Origin of the sequence: Tenacibaculum sp. TC6 (assembly GCF_050606265.1) — a bacterium.
Lineage (GTDB): Bacteria > Bacteroidota > Bacteroidia > Flavobacteriales > Flavobacteriaceae > Polaribacter.
Genome location: NZ_JBOCUK010000001.1, coordinates 272,809 through 289,630, shown reverse-complemented (window position 1 = coordinate 289,630; position 16,822 = coordinate 272,809). Strand labels below are relative to the sequence as shown.

At 30.1% G+C, this 16,822-nt stretch carries 14 protein-coding genes; 11 read left to right on the top strand and 3 right to left on the bottom strand.

The window, feature by feature from the left end:
* Nucleotides 1-27 precede the first annotated feature (27 nt).
* The 8 genes from ACQY1Q_RS01305 (at nucleotide 28) to ACQY1Q_RS01270 (ending at nucleotide 9,389) form a co-directional block, all read left to right on the top strand.
* A complete protein-coding gene (locus ACQY1Q_RS01305; RefSeq protein WP_431003469.1) occupies nucleotides 28-513 on the top strand; it encodes a hypothetical protein in 486 nt (161 codons plus the stop codon).
* A gap of 12 nt (nucleotides 514-525) precedes the next feature.
* A complete protein-coding gene (locus ACQY1Q_RS01300) occupies nucleotides 526-912 on the top strand; it encodes a pYEATS domain-containing protein (protein WP_431003468.1) in 387 nt (128 codons plus the stop codon).
* 192 nt (nucleotides 913-1,104) lie between these two features.
* Nucleotides 1,105-2,874 carry a 30S ribosomal protein S1 gene (rpsA, locus tag ACQY1Q_RS01295; RefSeq protein WP_431003467.1) on the top strand — a complete coding sequence of 590 codons (1,770 nt, stop codon included), beginning with the start codon at nucleotides 1,105-1,107 and terminating at the stop codon, nucleotides 2,872-2,874.
* A 397-nt stretch (nucleotides 2,875-3,271) separates the two neighbouring features.
* A complete protein-coding gene (locus tag ACQY1Q_RS01290) occupies nucleotides 3,272-4,678 on the top strand; it encodes a hypothetical protein (RefSeq protein ID WP_431003466.1) in 1,407 nt (468 codons plus the stop codon).
* 145 nt (nucleotides 4,679-4,823) lie between these two features.
* Nucleotides 4,824-6,215 (top strand): phosphoglucosamine mutase, encoded by a 1,392-nt coding sequence (gene glmM / locus ACQY1Q_RS01285; protein ID WP_431003465.1) that lies wholly within the window; start codon nucleotides 4,824-4,826, stop codon nucleotides 6,213-6,215.
* A gap of 86 nt (nucleotides 6,216-6,301) precedes the next feature.
* The gene (locus ACQY1Q_RS01280; RefSeq protein WP_431003464.1) at nucleotides 6,302-7,768 is read left to right on the top strand and encodes an aminotransferase class V-fold PLP-dependent enzyme; all 1,467 of its coding nucleotides are present in this window, start codon (nucleotides 6,302-6,304) and stop codon (nucleotides 7,766-7,768) included.
* 7 nt (nucleotides 7,769-7,775) lie between these two features.
* The gene (locus ACQY1Q_RS01275; RefSeq protein ID WP_431003463.1) at nucleotides 7,776-8,828 is read left to right on the top strand and encodes a M14 family zinc carboxypeptidase; all 1,053 of its coding nucleotides are present in this window, start codon (nucleotides 7,776-7,778) and stop codon (nucleotides 8,826-8,828) included.
* A gap of 81 nt (nucleotides 8,829-8,909) precedes the next feature.
* Nucleotides 8,910-9,389, top strand: a complete 480-nt coding sequence (locus tag ACQY1Q_RS01270) for an Lrp/AsnC family transcriptional regulator (protein ID WP_431003462.1) — start codon at nucleotides 8,910-8,912, stop codon at nucleotides 9,387-9,389.
* A 111-nt stretch (nucleotides 9,390-9,500) separates the two neighbouring features.
* Here ACQY1Q_RS01270 and ACQY1Q_RS01265 read toward each other — a convergent pair whose 3' ends face one another.
* The 3 genes from ACQY1Q_RS01265 to ACQY1Q_RS01255 form a co-directional block, all read right to left on the bottom strand.
* Nucleotides 9,501-10,361 carry a metalloprotease gene (locus ACQY1Q_RS01265; RefSeq protein ID WP_431003461.1) on the bottom strand — a complete coding sequence of 287 codons (861 nt, stop codon included), beginning with the start codon at nucleotides 10,359-10,361 and terminating at the stop codon, nucleotides 9,501-9,503.
* Between the two features lie 239 nt (nucleotides 10,362-10,600).
* Nucleotides 10,601-11,296 (bottom strand): pseudouridine synthase, encoded by a 696-nt coding sequence (locus ACQY1Q_RS01260; RefSeq protein ID WP_431003460.1) that lies wholly within the window; start codon nucleotides 11,294-11,296, stop codon nucleotides 10,601-10,603.
* A gap of 37 nt (nucleotides 11,297-11,333) precedes the next feature.
* On the bottom strand, nucleotides 11,334-12,530 hold the full coding sequence (locus tag ACQY1Q_RS01255; protein ID WP_431003459.1) for a multidrug effflux MFS transporter: 1,197 nt from the start codon (nucleotides 12,528-12,530) through the stop codon (nucleotides 11,334-11,336).
* 215 nt (nucleotides 12,531-12,745) lie between these two features.
* Between ACQY1Q_RS01255 and ACQY1Q_RS01250 the strand changes: the two genes are divergently transcribed.
* The 3 genes from ACQY1Q_RS01250 to ACQY1Q_RS01240 are packed head-to-tail and all read left to right on the top strand — an operon-like array spanning nucleotide 12,746 to nucleotide 16,811.
* Nucleotides 12,746-13,261: an RNA polymerase sigma factor gene (locus ACQY1Q_RS01250; RefSeq protein ID WP_431003458.1), complete on the top strand. Its 516-nt coding sequence runs from the start codon at nucleotides 12,746-12,748 to the stop codon at nucleotides 13,259-13,261.
* 43 nt (nucleotides 13,262-13,304) lie between these two features.
* Complete coding sequence (locus ACQY1Q_RS01245; RefSeq protein ID WP_431003457.1) at nucleotides 13,305-14,225, top strand: FecR family protein; 921 nt, start codon at nucleotides 13,305-13,307, stop codon at nucleotides 14,223-14,225.
* Nucleotides 14,226-16,811, top strand: a complete 2,586-nt coding sequence (locus ACQY1Q_RS01240; RefSeq protein WP_431003456.1) for a TonB-dependent receptor — start codon at nucleotides 14,226-14,228, stop codon at nucleotides 16,809-16,811.
* Nucleotides 16,812-16,822 lie beyond the last annotated feature (11 nt).

The following is a 16,822-nucleotide window of genomic DNA, read 5'->3' as shown; positions in this document are numbered from 1 at the left end:
TTAAAAAATTAACCAAACTGAAAATAGATGGAAGAAATTTTAACCTTTTTATCAACATATTCCAGTGGAATTTTGGTACTTATACTTACCCTTTTTTCTTTAATTTTAATGATTAATTGGTTGGCTGTAATTTTTAATTGGGGAAAATATAAAAGCCCACCTCTGTATAGTAAAAACTCCGGTAACTTAGCTTACATGGTTACCCAATTTTTTGCAAACCTTATCAATGACTTTAAACATTTTTTGGCGTTAATTATTGTGTTGATTTTTGCCGGATTGATAGTCTTTTCTATGGCAACAACCGATGATTTTAATAATAAAATGAAGGCATTGCAATTGGTTATAGCTTCTTTAGGGGGAATTGTAGGAACGGTGATTGGGTATTATTTTGGAGAATCAGCAGCCAAAAGTAATTCACCAATTACAACAGCTCAAACTAACGAAGTTCAAGGGTTAGGAATAGATGGAGAAATTGAACCTGCTCCAAGTATTGAAATAAATGATAATGAATAAGCTCCCGAATACATGAGGCAAAAAACATACGATTTACGAGTAAAAGATTCTTTATTTAACCCAGACGAGAGATCAATAAAAGGGATAGATGTAGCTTATTATAAAAAACAAAATAAAGAAGGTATAACATATTATAAAGTTCATTTATACATAGATGGAATGGATTTAGCTTTTGTAAAAAAAGTAACATACATTTTACATAAATCATTTAAAAATCCTGTAAGAACCATTGAAAGAAGACCTGATAATCCGCATTGTAAATTAATTTTATGGACTTGGGGCTTGTTTGAAATTAGAGTAGAAATAGAAGATATTAATGGTCAAAAAACAGAGTTAGAACATTATTTAAGTTACGGAAAGGAAATTAAAGAAGGAAATATTAAATGGACTCAAGCTTAAAAAGCTGATTAACATAACTTATTAAAAACCAAAACATTTTAGGTTATCTAAATAATTATTTGTACATTTGCACGCCTTTTTACGAGAACAGATTTATAAAAGGTCTTATGTAAAATTAATAAGTTTAATATCTCTTGGCGTTGGTGTCGTTAAAAATCTGGCTAACAAAAAGATACAAAATTAATTTCAGACATGTCTGAAGAAACAAAAAATACAGCAGAAGCTGTAAACCCAACAGAATTTTTAGCAAGCTTTGACTGGCACAAATACGAAGAAGGTATTGAAGCAGTAGATGAGGTTAAGTTAAAAGAATTTGAAACGGCTTTAGAAGGTACAGTAGGATTCGTTAATGAGCGTGACGTAATTGAAGGAGAAGTAGTGCGTATTACAGATCGTGATGCTATTATCGATATCAATTCTAAGTCAGAAGGAGTAATTTCATTAAATGAATTCCGTTACAATCCAAATTTAGCTGTTGGAGACAGAGTAGAAGTATTAGTTGATAAAAGAGAAGACTCTTCAGGTCAATTAGTATTATCTCACAAAAAAGCTCGTGTAATTAAAGCATGGGATCGTGTTAATAACGCTCACGAAACCGGAGAAATCGTTAATGGTTTTGTTAAGTGTAGAACTCGTGGAGGTATGATTGTTGACGTATTTGGTATTGAAGCTTTCTTACCAGGTTCTCAAATAGATGTTAAACCTATCCGTGATTACGATCAATTTGTTGAGAAAACTATGGAGTTCAAGGTTGTTAAAATTAACCACGAATTTAAGAACGTAGTTGTATCTCACAAAGCGTTAATTGAAGCTGATTTAGAAGATCAAAAACGTGAAATTATCGGTCAATTAGAAAAAGGACAAGTATTAGAAGGAGTTGTTAAAAACGTAACTTCTTACGGAGTATTTGTTGACTTAGGAGGTGTTGACGGATTAATTCATATTACAGATTTATCTTGGTCTCGTATCAACCATCCAAACGAAGTGGTTGAGTTAGATCAAAAATTAAATGTAGTAATTTTAGATTTTGATGATAACAAGTCAAGAATTCAATTAGGATTAAAACAATTATCAGCTCACCCATGGGAAGCATTAAACCCAGACTTAAAAGTTGGTGATACTGTAAAAGGTAAGGTAGTTGTTTTAGCTGACTATGGTGCTTTTGTAGAAGTAGAAGATGGTGTTGAAGGATTAATTCACGTATCTGAAATGTCATGGTCTACTCACTTACGTTCTGCTCAAGATTTCGTTCAAGTTGGTGATGAGGTTGAAGCTCAAATCTTAACTTTAGATCGTGATGAGCGTAAGATGTCATTAGGTATGAAGCAATTACACCCAGATCCATGGACAGACATTACAGCTAAATATCCTGTTGGCTCTAAGCACGTAGGTACTGTTCGTAACTACACTAACTTTGGTGTATTTGTTGAGTTAGAAGAAGGAATTGACGGATTAGTTTATATTTCTGATTTATCTTGGACTAAGAAAATTAAGCACCCATCTGATTTTGTAACTGTTGGAGACAAATTAGAGGTACAAGTTTTAGAGTTAGACGTTGAAAACCGTAAGTTAAACTTAGGTCACAAACAAACTTTAGACAATCCATGGGATGCTCATGAAGACAACTATACTGTTGGTTCTATTCATGAAGGTACTATCAAAGAAAAGAACGATAAAGGTGCTACTGTAGTTTTTGCTGACGGAGTAGAAGCTTTCGCTCCAGTTCGTTTCCTTGAAAAAGAAGACGGTGGTAAGTTAGGAAAAGGTGATGTAGCCGATTTCCAAGTAACTGAATTCAGTAAAGAGTACCGTAGAATCGTTGTTTCTCACACTTCTATTTTTAGAGAAGAGGAGCAAAAGAATGTAAAAGCTGCTGCTAAAAAAGCACAAGAAGTAGAAAAAACTACTTTAGGTGATATTGGTGGATTAGCTGAATTAAAGAAAAAAATGGAAGGAAAATAATTTCCAAAACCATTATAACTCTTAAAAGCCGATGCAATTTGCATCGGCTTTTTGTTTTTACTTGTATTTGTTTTTTTTGTGTAAATATCTCATATTCTTTTAAATAAAGAAAAAAAAGGTTAACTTAAGGGAGTTTAAGTTTCTGATAACTTAAACTGAGAAATAATAACTACTAAAAATTGATAGCTTATGAGAAATAATACAAGTTAAATATTAAAAATAATCATTCGTTTTAATGGTTGTTGACATAAACTAAACAACTACACGGAATTGTTTAGTATTCAGGAAGCATAATGGTTTTCCTAATTTATTTTTTATTTGAATAGCTGCATCTATTCATTCAAATAAAAATGGTCCCCCAAAATCATATCATAATTCCTTAAACTTTGTCATGATAATGAAAAAGATAAGAAATTTACTATTTATAGTATTAACAATCTATGTAATTAACCCAACCTTAGCTCAAAAAGAAATGTTGAGCTTACTTCAAAAACAAGAACTTAAACTTTATGAGGTAGAAAATTACCTAAAAAACAATAATATCAACCCTTTACAATGTGAAGAGTTAGAAGAAACCACAGCAAGTAAGAGTATTGAAAGTAGTACTACTTATTTTAGAGATTCAGAAGGTATTTATGTGTTTAATATATATTTTCATATTTTAAATGAAAATAGCGGAGAAAGAGCTATCCCTGTAAATGAAAATGATTTAATGGATGCCGTAGCAATATTGAATACATGTTTTAATCCGTTTAAAATATTCTTTAGGTATAAAGGATTTGATGAAATAAACAGTACATGGAAATCTGTGGTTTATTTAGGAGGAGACAGAACCTTTAACCAGTTGGTAGACTATGCAAAAAGTATTAATAAATATCAAAATGATAGTTTTAATGTTTTTATCGTATCAACTATTCGACGTAGTCAATATGATGATAGTAAAATTGCAGGAGTAGCTAATAAACCCGGAATAAATTCTGTTATTGATGATGAATATATTTTAACATCTACGTTACCACACGAAATAGGACATAATTTTTTATTGCATCATACCTATAATAATTGGAATAGTACTAATTGCGATTTGGTAATACAAAATGATATGGTAGATGATACTTTACCCTCCATAGAATACAGTAAGGAAGAAATTGCTGAAGATTGTTCAACGTATATTGGAGATCAAAGCAAAATATCATGTAACAGATCAATCACACAGGTACCTGCAACAAACTTTATGAGTTCATTGGTGTTACCTTGTCGGTCACTTGACCAAGCAGTTTTTACGAAGGGTCAAGGAGAACGTATGAGGCAAAGTATTCAAGAAAGAATAGCATCAGTATATATGAATGTACAAAACACAGTAGAAAGCTTATATGAGCCTTGTAGCGGAGAATATCCTTCAGGAATCTATAATCCGAATGATGCATATAGCAAAGAGGAATTTAAGTTTCAAAAAGGATTTGATTATCAATTTGTAGATTGCATAAATACAAAATCAATAGTAAAAAGTTATTCTGTTGATGAAATACCAGAAGCACATCCTTTTTATACAGCTATTAAAATATTACAAGTTTCTGAAACAAGAGCTTTAAATTGTAATATACCACGTCCGGTAGCAGGAGGAGATCAAACTATTATAAGTTTTGGAGAAAGAATAACTAGTGATTATTCAGTTAAAAAAGTTGATAATCTACGACAGGAAAACAAGGAGCTTATGGAAATGTTACCCTTTGGATATAATTTGATAAGAGTAAAGCTGAGGAATGGTAAAACCTACCAAAGAATAGTATACAAAAACAAATAAAACATAAAAACAAGCTAAAAACCGTTAAATCTATTAACGGTTTTTTTATATGTGTTATATGTAACAAATGTTACACTTAAAGACTATAAGGTGTAATGCTAATTTCTTAAATACCGCTATATTTGTTATCTAATAAAAAATTAATATGACATTAATAAAATCGATATCAGGAATAAGAGGTACAATAGGAGGTAGTATAGGAGATAATTTAACACCAATTGATGCTGTAAAATTTGCCGCTGCTTATGGTACATTTATTAAAAATAAAAACACGGAAAAAGAAAAAATTAAAATTGTATTAGGTAGAGATGCTCGCATTTCAGGAAAAATGATAAGTAGCTTAGTAGCTAATACATTAATAGGTTTAGGGATAGATGTGATTGATTTAGGACTGTCAACAACTCCAACTGTTGAAGTAGCTGTACCTATGGAAAAAGCAGATGGAGGTATTATATTAACAGCGTCTCATAATCCGAAACAATGGAATGCGTTAAAGTTATTAAATGAAAAAGGAGAATTTATTGATGGAGAAGACGGAGCAGAAGTTTTAAAGTTAGCTGAAAGTAATGAATTACAATTTGCTGAAGTTGACGAATTAGGAAGTTACAGAAAGAAAAAAGAGTATATAAAGAAACATATCAAACAAGTATTAAAACTAGACTTAGTTGATAAAAAAGCGATTAAAAAAGCTAAATTTAAAGTGGTAGTTGACGGAGTTAACTCTACAGGAGGAATTGCAATTCCAATGCTTTTAAAAGAATTAGGTGTAAAGTGTATTGAATTATATTGTGACCCTAACGGGCATTTTCCACATAATCCGGAACCTTTAAAAGAACATTTAACAGATATATCTGAATTAGTAGTTAAAAAGAAAGCTGATTTAGGAATTGTTGTAGATCCGGATGTTGATCGTTTGGCTTTAATCTCTGAAGATGGGTCAATGTTTGGAGAAGAATATACGTTAGTGGCTTGTGCAGATTATGTTTTAGGAAAATTAGGAGGAGGAAATACCGTATCTAATTTATCATCGTCTAGAGCGTTGCGAGATATTACTGAACATCATGGTGGAACATATACAGCTAGTGCCGTAGGTGAAGTTAATGTGGTGAAAAAAATGAAAGAAACTGATACCGTAATAGGAGGTGAAGGAAACGGAGGTATAATTTATCCTGCTTCTCATTATGGTAGAGATTCCTTAGTTGGAGTAGCACTATTTTTATCTCATTTGGCAGCTAAAAAAATGTCTTGTAAAGAATTACGTGATAGCTATCCAAGTTACTTTATGAGTAAAAATAAAATTGAATTAACTCCTAAGATAAACGTTGATCAAATCTTAGAAAAAATGGCTTCTAAATATAAAAATGAAGAAGTTAATACTATTGACGGAGTTAAAATAGATTTTGCTGATGAATGGGTGCATTTACGCAAATCAAACACAGAACCTATTATCAGAATTTATACCGAAGCAACTACTCAGGAAAAAGCTGATGAACTTGCTGAAAGATTCATAAAAGAGATAGAAGAGATTATTGCATAATCTTATTATAAAACCCTTCATAAAACTCTTATAGAGTACATATTTAAATTATAAAAAACAGTAGAAGGAATATTAAAGTTTTAGTTATGAGTTTAGAAACATATTTTGAAAAGTTTAGAAATAATATAGTAGGTATTAATCAAACTTTTAAAACCCCATATGGTGAAAAAAAACTTATTTATACAGACTGGACGGCCAGCGGAAGATTGTATAGGCCTATTGAAGAAAAGTTATTAAATGAGTTTGGACCTTTTGTAGCTAATACTCATACTGAAACCTCTACAACAGGTGCGGCAATGACACTAGCATATCATGAAGCCAGAAAAATTATAAAGCAGCATGTAAACGCTGGTAAAGATGATGTGTTAATTACTGAAGGTTCAGGTATGACAGGAGTGGTTAATAAATTTCAACGTATACTAGGACTTAAGGTTTCTGAAAATTTAAAAGAACATACAGAGGTACCTGATGAAAAAAAACCTATAGTTTTTGTTAGTCACATGGAGCATCATTCTAATCAAACATCATGGTATGAAACAATAGCAGATGTAGAAGTTGTGCCTTGTAATAATGAAGGTCTAATTTGTTTAGATACTTTTGAAGAAACAATAAAAAAATACGCAGATAGACCCATAAAGATAGCTTCGATAATTGCAGGTTCTAATGTAACCGGAATAAAAACAGATTATCATAAAGTAGCAGCATTAATTCATAAATATAACGGATTGTGTTTTGTTGATTTTGCATGCTCAGCACCTTATGTTAATATAAATATGCACCCGGAGATTGAAGATGAGTATTTAGATGCAATTTTCTTTTCTCCGCATAAGTTTTTAGGAGGTCCGGGTAGTTCTGGAGTTTTATTATTCAATAAAAAACTATACAAAAATACTATTCCTGATAACCCGGGAGGAGGTACAGTAACATATACAAATCCTTGGGGAGAACATGATTATATTGATGATGTTGAGACAAGAGAAGATGGAGGTACACCTGGATTTTTGCAAACGATAAAAATAGCCTTATCTATTCAATTAAAAGAACAAATGGGCGTAGAGAAGATGAAAAAGAGGGAAGATGAAGTTAATGCCATTATTTTTGATTGTTTAGAAAGCATAGAAAAAATTAAAATTTTAGCGCCTCAACATAAAGACAGATTAAGTATTTTTTCTTTTTATTTTGAAAAATATCACTTTAACCTTGTTGTAAAATTATTAAATGACCGTTTCGGAATTCAAACTCGTGGAGGCTGTTCTTGTGCAGGTACTTACGGGCATTTTTTATTAAATGTAGATCAAAATACGTCTCATAAAATTAAAGATCAAATTAAAGGTGGATGCAGTACAGAAAAACCAGGATGGGTTAGGTTATCAATACATCCAACGATAACCGATGAAGAGGTAAATTTCATCTGCAATTCATTAAACGCTTTAGCAAATAATATTGATGAATGGGCTAAAGACTATCATTATGATTTAATAAAGAATGATTACGTACATAATTCTATTGAACCTATAGAACAAGAGTTAGTCGCTGAATGGTTTTCGTTATAATTAGACAATGAGTACATTAAATATTGATTTTTTAGAAAAAGAATATCCTTCTATAAGAGAAAATAACATTCAAGGAAGATGGATAACTTTTAATGATATCAAAAAATTATATACAAATCTACCTGATTTTATAGATAAAGAAGAAATAGGGACTTCAGAACAAGAAAGACCTATTTATAAACTTAAACTGGGAAAAGGGGAGAAAAAAATTCTGGTTTGGAGCCAGATGCACGGAAATGAAAGTACAGGAACTAAAGCTGTTTTTGATTTTTTAAACTTTATTACAAATAAGTTTTCGCATAATACAGTCCAAACAATTTTGAATGAGACAGAGATTCATATTGTTCCAATGTTAAATCCTGACGGAGCGTTAGCTTATACCAGAGTTAATGCTTATGGAGTTGATTTAAATAGAGATGCTGTAGCACTTCAGGCAAAGGAAAGTAAGCTATTAAGGATTATTTTGGAAGAAGTTAACCCTGAATTCTGTTTTAACCTACATGATCAAAGAACAATTTTTGGAGTAGAGGGAACTGAAAATCCGGCAACCATATCTTTTTTAGCTCCTTCGGAGGAAGAAACCAGAAAAGTAACACAAGGACGCATTCAAACAATGAATGTTATTGTTGCTATGAATAAATTATTGCAACAAATAATACCTAACCATATAGGAAGATATACAGATGAATTTTATCCAACGGCAACGGGAGATAATTTTCAAAAGTTAGGGCATAATACCATACTGATTGAAGCTGGGCATTTTCCTGACGATTATGAAAGAGAAGAGGTGAGAAAATTTAATTTTTATGCCTTATTACAAGGAATTTTTCATATTTCTACAAATAAAATGTTTAATAAATATGAAGAATATTTTTCTATTCCTAACAATATCAAGAACTTCTATGACGTAATTTATCGTTCAAAAAATAATAAAAAAGATATAGCATATCAGTATGCAGAACAAATTGAAAGTAATAAATTTGCACTCACTTTAATTAAAGAGAAAGAAGGAGACTTATCATCATATTTATGCCATAAAGAATTTAATATAAATGATTAATCTTTGTTTTTCTTGTAATAAAAGTATATAAAGTTTGAAAAAAAATCATATTTTAGCAATATTACTTGAATAAATACAAAAATGAAAAAATTTGTACTAGATGAAATCGATCATCAAATCTTAGATATTTTAATAGAGAACGCTCGTACACCTTTTACTGATATAGCTAAGAAGTTACTAGTTTCTGCCGGAACAATTCATGTTCGAGTTAAAAAAATGGAGGATGAAGGTATAATTGAAGGGTCAACATTAACGTTGAATTACGAAAAAATGGGGTATTCTTTTATTGCACATGTAGGTGTGTTTCTTGAAAAAACCTCAATGACACAACATGTTTTAGATAACCTAAAGTTAATACCTAATGTAACTGTGGCTTATGTAACAGCAGGAAAATATAATATTTTTTGTAAGGTAAGAGCCAAAAACACCAATGATGCAAAAGATATTATTTATAGAATAGATGATATTCATGGTGTAAACAGAACTGAAACAATGATATCTTTAGAAGAAAGCATAAACGATAAAAAACGTTTAATGCACGCTATTTTTAAAGATTATTAAAATTTTTAATTCTTTTTTTAAAGATAAAAAGTAAAAGGGTTGCAATTTATGCAACCCTTTTTAAGTTAATTAACCTTTCAAATTAGTTTATTTGTATCCTTTTTTTAAATATTATAATTTTTCGAATTCCTCTTTAGAGATTTCTCCAGTACTAATCTTACGTAATTCGTCTACTTTAGATAAGATAAACTCATGAATATCACTTCTGATATCTTTTGGTTTAGCTAAATCTTTACGTAAACTACCTGGTAATACGTAGTTATCATAGTAATAGAAGAAGTTGTAATCAAAGTCTCTTACTGATAAATTATAACCTCCTAATAAATATCCTAAACGGAAAGCTGAACGACGTTGAGCAGGTGTACCATGGTGTCCTGGGCTAGTAGTGTTATAATCACCAATTGAACCAGCAAAGTTATAAGCAGGAGCAGCTTGTGTCCAAGTTGCGTTATAACCATTTGGTTTTTTAATATAATAACCAGCAAAACCATCAGCTTCTAATTCTGAAGCTCTAGCAGTGCTTTCTCTTCTTGTAGGAAGATTATATTTGTATTGTAATTGGTGTCCAACTTCGTGAGCTTGAACCATAGCACAAGCAATTCTTCCAGCTTGACTTAACGCCATGTTGTATAATTGCTCTCCAAAAATAATATAACCGGCACCATATGAAATAGCGTTAGCAGTACCACTACCTTTTGCAAAATATAAAGGCACTGTGCTAATACTAAATACACCAGCTATTTTGTTGTTTTGGTCCTTAATAAAATTTGTTTCTGATTGATTAACAATTGTAGAACTAATGTAAGCACTAGATCCCCAGTTTTGGTCAATGTAGCTACATCCTTCATGAGTAGCTTTGTTGTGAAGCTTAGCTTCAGGTGATGATTGAATTGGGTTTGTGTCGCTTTCGTTACAGCTAGTTAATAATGTCGCTGCCGCAAAAGCTAGTAAGAAGGGTTTTAAATTTTTCATCGTTTAAGTTATTTTTAATGAAAAGTTAATTAACTTGTTGCGTTTGTAAATATATAGTTAAAAAAATGTATTTATTGTCTCGTGTTTTTTTTCAAACAAAAAAGAGAAAAAAGTTTAATTTTGATATTTTTAGTTAAAATATAATTGATTACCTGTTAAAAAGTATTAATTCATAAAAGAAAAACAGTTTTTAACATGAATTTTAAAAAGAAAATATCATTTTGTTGAAAAATTACAGCTTACAGTTTCCAATTAAATTTTTCAAAGATTATGCGCCAATTTTCAGGAAAAGATGATATTAACATAAGCTCCTCTTTTGTATAAGGGTGTGTAAATTTTAAAGAAGCCGCATGTAAAAACAAATTATCACAATTAAAATTATCAATAAACATAGTATTATGGTTTTTATCACCATATTTAGGATCCCCGATTAAAGGGTGGCTAATTTTGTTTGTATGTATGCGAAGTTGATGTAACCTTCCGGTTCTTGGAGAAAGTTTGACTAAACTATAGCGTGAAGAATCATAAGGTTTTACAGGAATTTCTAAAGTTATCTTCTTTATAGTTTCTAAAAAAGTTTCGGCATTCTTATACACGTTTGAATCTCTACCCTTTACAGGAGAATCTATTAGTAAATTTTCAGGAGCATGCCCTCTGGTAATTCCATAATATGTTTTTTGAATTAAATTATCAGTAAACATTTTTTGAAATTCAGCAACATAACTTGTCTCACGAGCTAATAAGATAATACCGGATGTTTTTCTATCCAATCTATGAATTGGGTATAATTTTTCATTAAGTTGATCATCTAGCAATTGTAAAAGAGATTTTTCATCTATTACATTTCTGGAATGATGTGCATGATGTACAACAACGTTATTAGGTTTAGAAGCACAAACTATATATTGATCTTGATAAATGATTTCGATATTCAAAGTTGTAAAAAGTTAAAAGTTAAAGTGTTGATTTTTTTTATATGGTAACATGTTTTTTTACATACATAAGTAAAAAAAGAGCTATAAGTCCACAAGATAAAAAACCGGCAAAAAGCGGAATAGAAGTAGACTTTATAAAGCTTCCGATATAAGTTGCTATAGGTACTGCCATAATTGTGGATATAAATCCATTTAAAGCAGCTCCAATGCCGGCAATGTGACCTATGGGTTGCATAGCCAAAGCTCTTAAATTTCCAAATAAAAAGCCAATGGCAAAAAACTGAATTGCAAAAAAGGCAAGTATAATTTCAATAGGAGGGTTACTTTTCCCTGTAAAAATAAATAAATACAATAATGAAGTAATTACAAAAACATAAGTAAAGAAATGTACTAATTTAAACATGCCATACTTCATTACCAATGTTCCATTTAAAAAAGTGGCAAACCCTACAGAAATAGCCAATCCGGCAAAAATAAAAGGAAATTCGTCTGTTAATTTATATTGCTCTTGAAAAATATATTGAGAAGCACTTAAATATACCATAAACGAACCGGTTATTAAGCCGGAAATAAGTGTAAAAACAAAAGCCTGTTTATGTTTCATAAATTCTTTTGATCCATTAATAAATAGCTTAAAAGTTAAAGGAGTTTTATAATCTTCTTTAAGTGTTTCAGGCTGTCTTTTCCATAACCATATCATAACAAAAGCCCCAAAAAATAATTGACTGTAGAAAATAGATTTCCAACCATAAAAATCAAGCATTACTTTACCTATAGAAGGAGCAATTACCGGAACCAAAATAAAAATAACAACGATAAAAGACATTATTTTAGCCATATAATTACCGCTAAAGGTATCTCTTACCATTGCAATGCTAATTGTTCTAGGAGCAGATAACCCAATACCTTGAAGTATTCTCCCAAAAACCATTGTTTCAATATCAGTTGCAGAAACACAAATAAAACTGGCAATAACAAAAAGAAAAAAACCAACATATATTACGGGTTTTCTTCCGATACTGTCAGATATAGGTCCGGCAATGAGTTGCCCAAAACCTAAACCTAAAAATATCATGGTAACTAAAAGTTGATTTTCACTAGCTTCGTGTAAGTTAATGGAAGCTCCTATATTTTCTAGGGCAGGTAGTATAGCATCTATAGATAAGGCAACTAAGGACATTAAAGAAGCCATTAGAGAAATAAACTCTAATCTGGATTTGTTTGAAGTTTGCATTGGGCAAATTTACAATAAGTAAAAGGGATAAAGAATACTAAAACGTGGAAATATAAGTTTAGAAATAAATTAATTAAAAATGGTGCTATTAGTTTAGTTAGAAGAAGGGTGATAGGGTGTGGCTAATAGCACCTTAAATTTAATTAATTTGTAGTAAAACAATTAAAAAATAAAATACCCTACCATATTTTTTAAAAAATGTTAAGTTTGTTGCAATGAAAACCGAAAAAAACATTTGTCAACCGAATATCTTTAATAAAATATACGAAGAGCAGTCAAAGTCTTTGTATAATTTTATGTATTACAAGTGTGCAGATAAAGACTTAGCGGAAGATTTTGTACAGGAATCTTTTGTTAAACTTTGGGAGAATTGTTCAAAAGTATTTTTTGATAAAGCTAAATCATTTTTATTTACTGTAGCCAACAATATGTTTTTAAATCATGTAGCTCACAAAAAAATAATATTAAAACACTCTTCTGAACATCAAAAAGAGCACACAAATATAACTCCGGAGTTTATCATTGAAGAACAGGAGTTTTTAGAGAAATTAAAAAATGCAATTGCTGATTTACCGGATAAACAGCGTGAAGTTTTTTTATTAAACAGAATTGATAAAAAGAAGTATAAGGAAATAGCCGAAATGCTTGATATATCAGTAAAAGCTGTTGAAAAAAGGATGTCTTTAGCCTTAAAAAGCTTAAGAGATAAAATAGGTGAAACTTTTAAGTAGGGTTGTATTTAATTTACTTGTTATACAATAAGAAAAGCAAAAGATGAAAAAACAAATAGACGAAGCCTTTATACAAAGGTGGCTAAATAAAGAATTAACAACTAATGAGTTAGAAGAGTTTGAGAAAACTTCTGATTACTTGTTATACCAAAAAATCATGGAAGTTTCTTCAGGGTTTGAAGCACCGGATTTTAACAAAGACAAGGTTTTTGGTGAGATAAATCAAAAACTGAAAAAAGGACAAGTACCATCTAAACCGACTAAAGTAATTAATGTAAATTGGATGATTTCTGTTGCGGCTGCGTCAGTTATCTTGTTATTAGGTATCTTTTATTATTTAGATTTACCTGTTAATCATAAAACGGGTTATGGAGAGCAACTGGCAATAATGTTACCGGATAGTTCTGAGGTTATCCTAAACTCAAAATCATCAATTAGGTATGAATCAAAAAACTGGGAAAAATCCAGAGAGCTTACGTTAAAAGGAGAAGCCTTTTTTAAAGTAAAAAAAGGAAAAACATTTAGAGTTATTACAGATTTAGGTGATGTTAAAGTACTAGGAACTCAGTTTAATGTACAAACAAATCAAGACTATGTGGAGGTTAAATGTTTTGAAGGAAGAGTTAGTGTAACTTCTAATCAAAAAGAAAATATTTTAACAAAAGGAGAAGCCACACGTAGTTTTAAAGAAGGAAAAACTGAAAATTGGGAGGTACAAGAACAAGAGCCAAAATGGAAAAATGGGGAATCTACTTTTAGAAGCATAGCACTAAAATATGTAATATTATCTATTGAAAATCAGTATGATATAGATATAAAAACTAAAGGTGTAGATTTAGCGCAAAAATTTACAGGTAGTTATACACATAATAATCTTAAAATTGCTTTAAAAACTGTTTTTGAACCTATGAAAATAGGCGTTATCTTTACAGATAAAAAAACAGTTACTTTAGTTAAGCAATAAATGAGATTTAGAATTTATGTTTTATTAATATCAATATTATCTCTATACGCAAATCATTTATTTGCTCAGGAAGTACATTCTAAAGAAATAGTTCTTTTAAGAGATTTTTTAACAGAAATAGAAACTAAACATAATGTTAAGTTTTCTTATAATGATTTATTGTTAAAAAATAAATATGTTGATACAAACATAAATGGAGTAGACTTAAAAAAAATTCTTGATGAAATTTCAAACCAAACGAATTTAAATTTTGAAATAATTCAAGACAGGTATATTATAATTTCTGAGAAAACAGAAAAAAACTCTTCAAATCATATTTGTGGTTTTATTTATGATAGTTTAACCAAAGAACCTATTGAAGAAGCTAATATTACGATTTATGGTAATAACAAAGGAATTAGCTCAAACCAAAATGGCTTTTTTAAGTTACAAAATTTAAAAGATAATGATATTATTGAGATTACCTTTGTAGGTTATGTAACTGAATTTTTAAATGTTAAAGATATACTTAACAAAGTATGTATAAATGTATATCTGAAACATGAAAATACAGTGTTAGATGAAGTGCTTATCTCAGATTATTTATCGGGAGGAATTGATAAAAAATCGGATGGTTCTGTAGTTATCTCACCTCAAAAATTAGGATCTATCTCAGGACTTGTAGAGCCCGATGTATTACAAACAATACAATTACTTCCGGGGATTAATAGTCCTAATGAAACTGCTTCTGATTTATTTATAAGAGGAGGTACTCCGGAACAAAACCTTATTCTTTTTGACGGAATTAAAATGTATAATTCATCTCATTTCTTCGGAATGATTTCAGCATTTAATCCGTATATAATAAACAAGGTGAAAATTTTTAAAAGTGGAACCAGTTCAGAGTACGGAAACCATACTTCAGGGGTTATAGATATTGAAACTTCAAAAGAAATACCCACTAGAATTCAAGGAGGCTTTGGAGCAAATATGACACATTTTGATGCGTTTTTGAATGTGCCTTTAGGAAAAAAAATAGGAATAACCGTCTCAGGAAGGAGGTCTTTTACTGATTTTTATAAAAGTACTACATTTAATAGATTGTCTAAAAAAGTATTTCAAAACTCTGTTATTTCAAAAAATCAAGAAACCGAAACCGATTCATTCGAAGATACTAATGATTTTTACTTTTTTGATGTTAATTCTAAAATAACATATAATTTATCAAGTAAAGATGTTTTGACGTTTAACTATTTATTAGTTAGAAATAAGCTAACATATATTTTTAAAACAAAAGATTCAGATACTTATTTTACGAAAGATTTTTTGGAAATCAAAAATGCAGGCTGGAGGTTAAAATGGGACCATAAATGGAGTGATAACGTAGTTCAAAATACGAGTTTTTACTCTTCAGAGTATGATTTTTCTTATACTTATAACGGAGAGTTCAACTTCGGACAATCTTTTACTCAAGACGCTCTTAAAAGTAACTTAATTAAAGATTTTGGTTTTAAAACTACTATAGAGAATAAGATTAACGATAAAACAACTTTTTTTACCGGTTATGAGTTGGTTAATAATGATGTAAGTTATAAAATTCATAGAGGAGCAGCTAATTCAACAACAAATATTTTTTATACAATTGAAGACGCTAACAATAATAATACGCACGCATTATTTTTTAACTATGGATATAACAATAGAAACAAAACTATTTTTAATCTTGGTGTACGAACAAATTATTTCACTTTAGCTGATAAAGTGTATCTAGCCCCACGAGTATATTTTCAACAACAACTATTTCCTAAATTCTCAGTAAAAACATCGTTTGAATATAAACAACAAAGTATTGGTCAAATAATTGAAAATCACACTTCCGATTTCGGATTAGAAAATCAAGTGTGGCTATTAATAGATAACAAAGAGTTACCAATATTAAGAAACAACCAATATACTTTAGGTTTTTTATATAAATCAAACGGAACCATATTTGATATTGATTTTTATAGAAAAAACAGTTACGGGGTAACTTCATTTACCAGGGGTACAGATGGTAGCGTACGAAGTTTTTTTGAAGGAACAGGAAAAGTAAATGGAGTTGATGTTTTATTAAAAAAATCATATACTAATTATGATACATGGATAAACTATAGTTATAGTAAATCTACTTATACGTTTGAAGAAGCAAATAATGGGCAACCTTTTCCCGGTAATTTTGATATCACTAATAGCTTTTTATGGGCTCATAATTTAAAATTCGGAAATTTCAGTTTTTCACTAGCTTGGCTTTTAAAAACAGGAACACCTTATTCTCCACCAAGAAGAATTGAGAATAATGGCACTATTGTATTTGGAGAACTAAATTCAAGAAGGTTACCCGCATATCATAAAATAGATGTTTCTTCTAGCTATGAATTTAATTTTGATAAGAAGAAAAGATGGAAAGGAAAAGTGGGAATTTCACTCTTAAATATTTATGATAGAACGAATATTTTAAGTAGAAGATATACCAATGTAAGCAATGGTAATAGTTATAGTGTGCAAGAGATGGATAACTTATCATTAGGGTTTACACCAAATGTTGTTTTCAGAGTTTTTCTCAAATAATGTAAATGAAA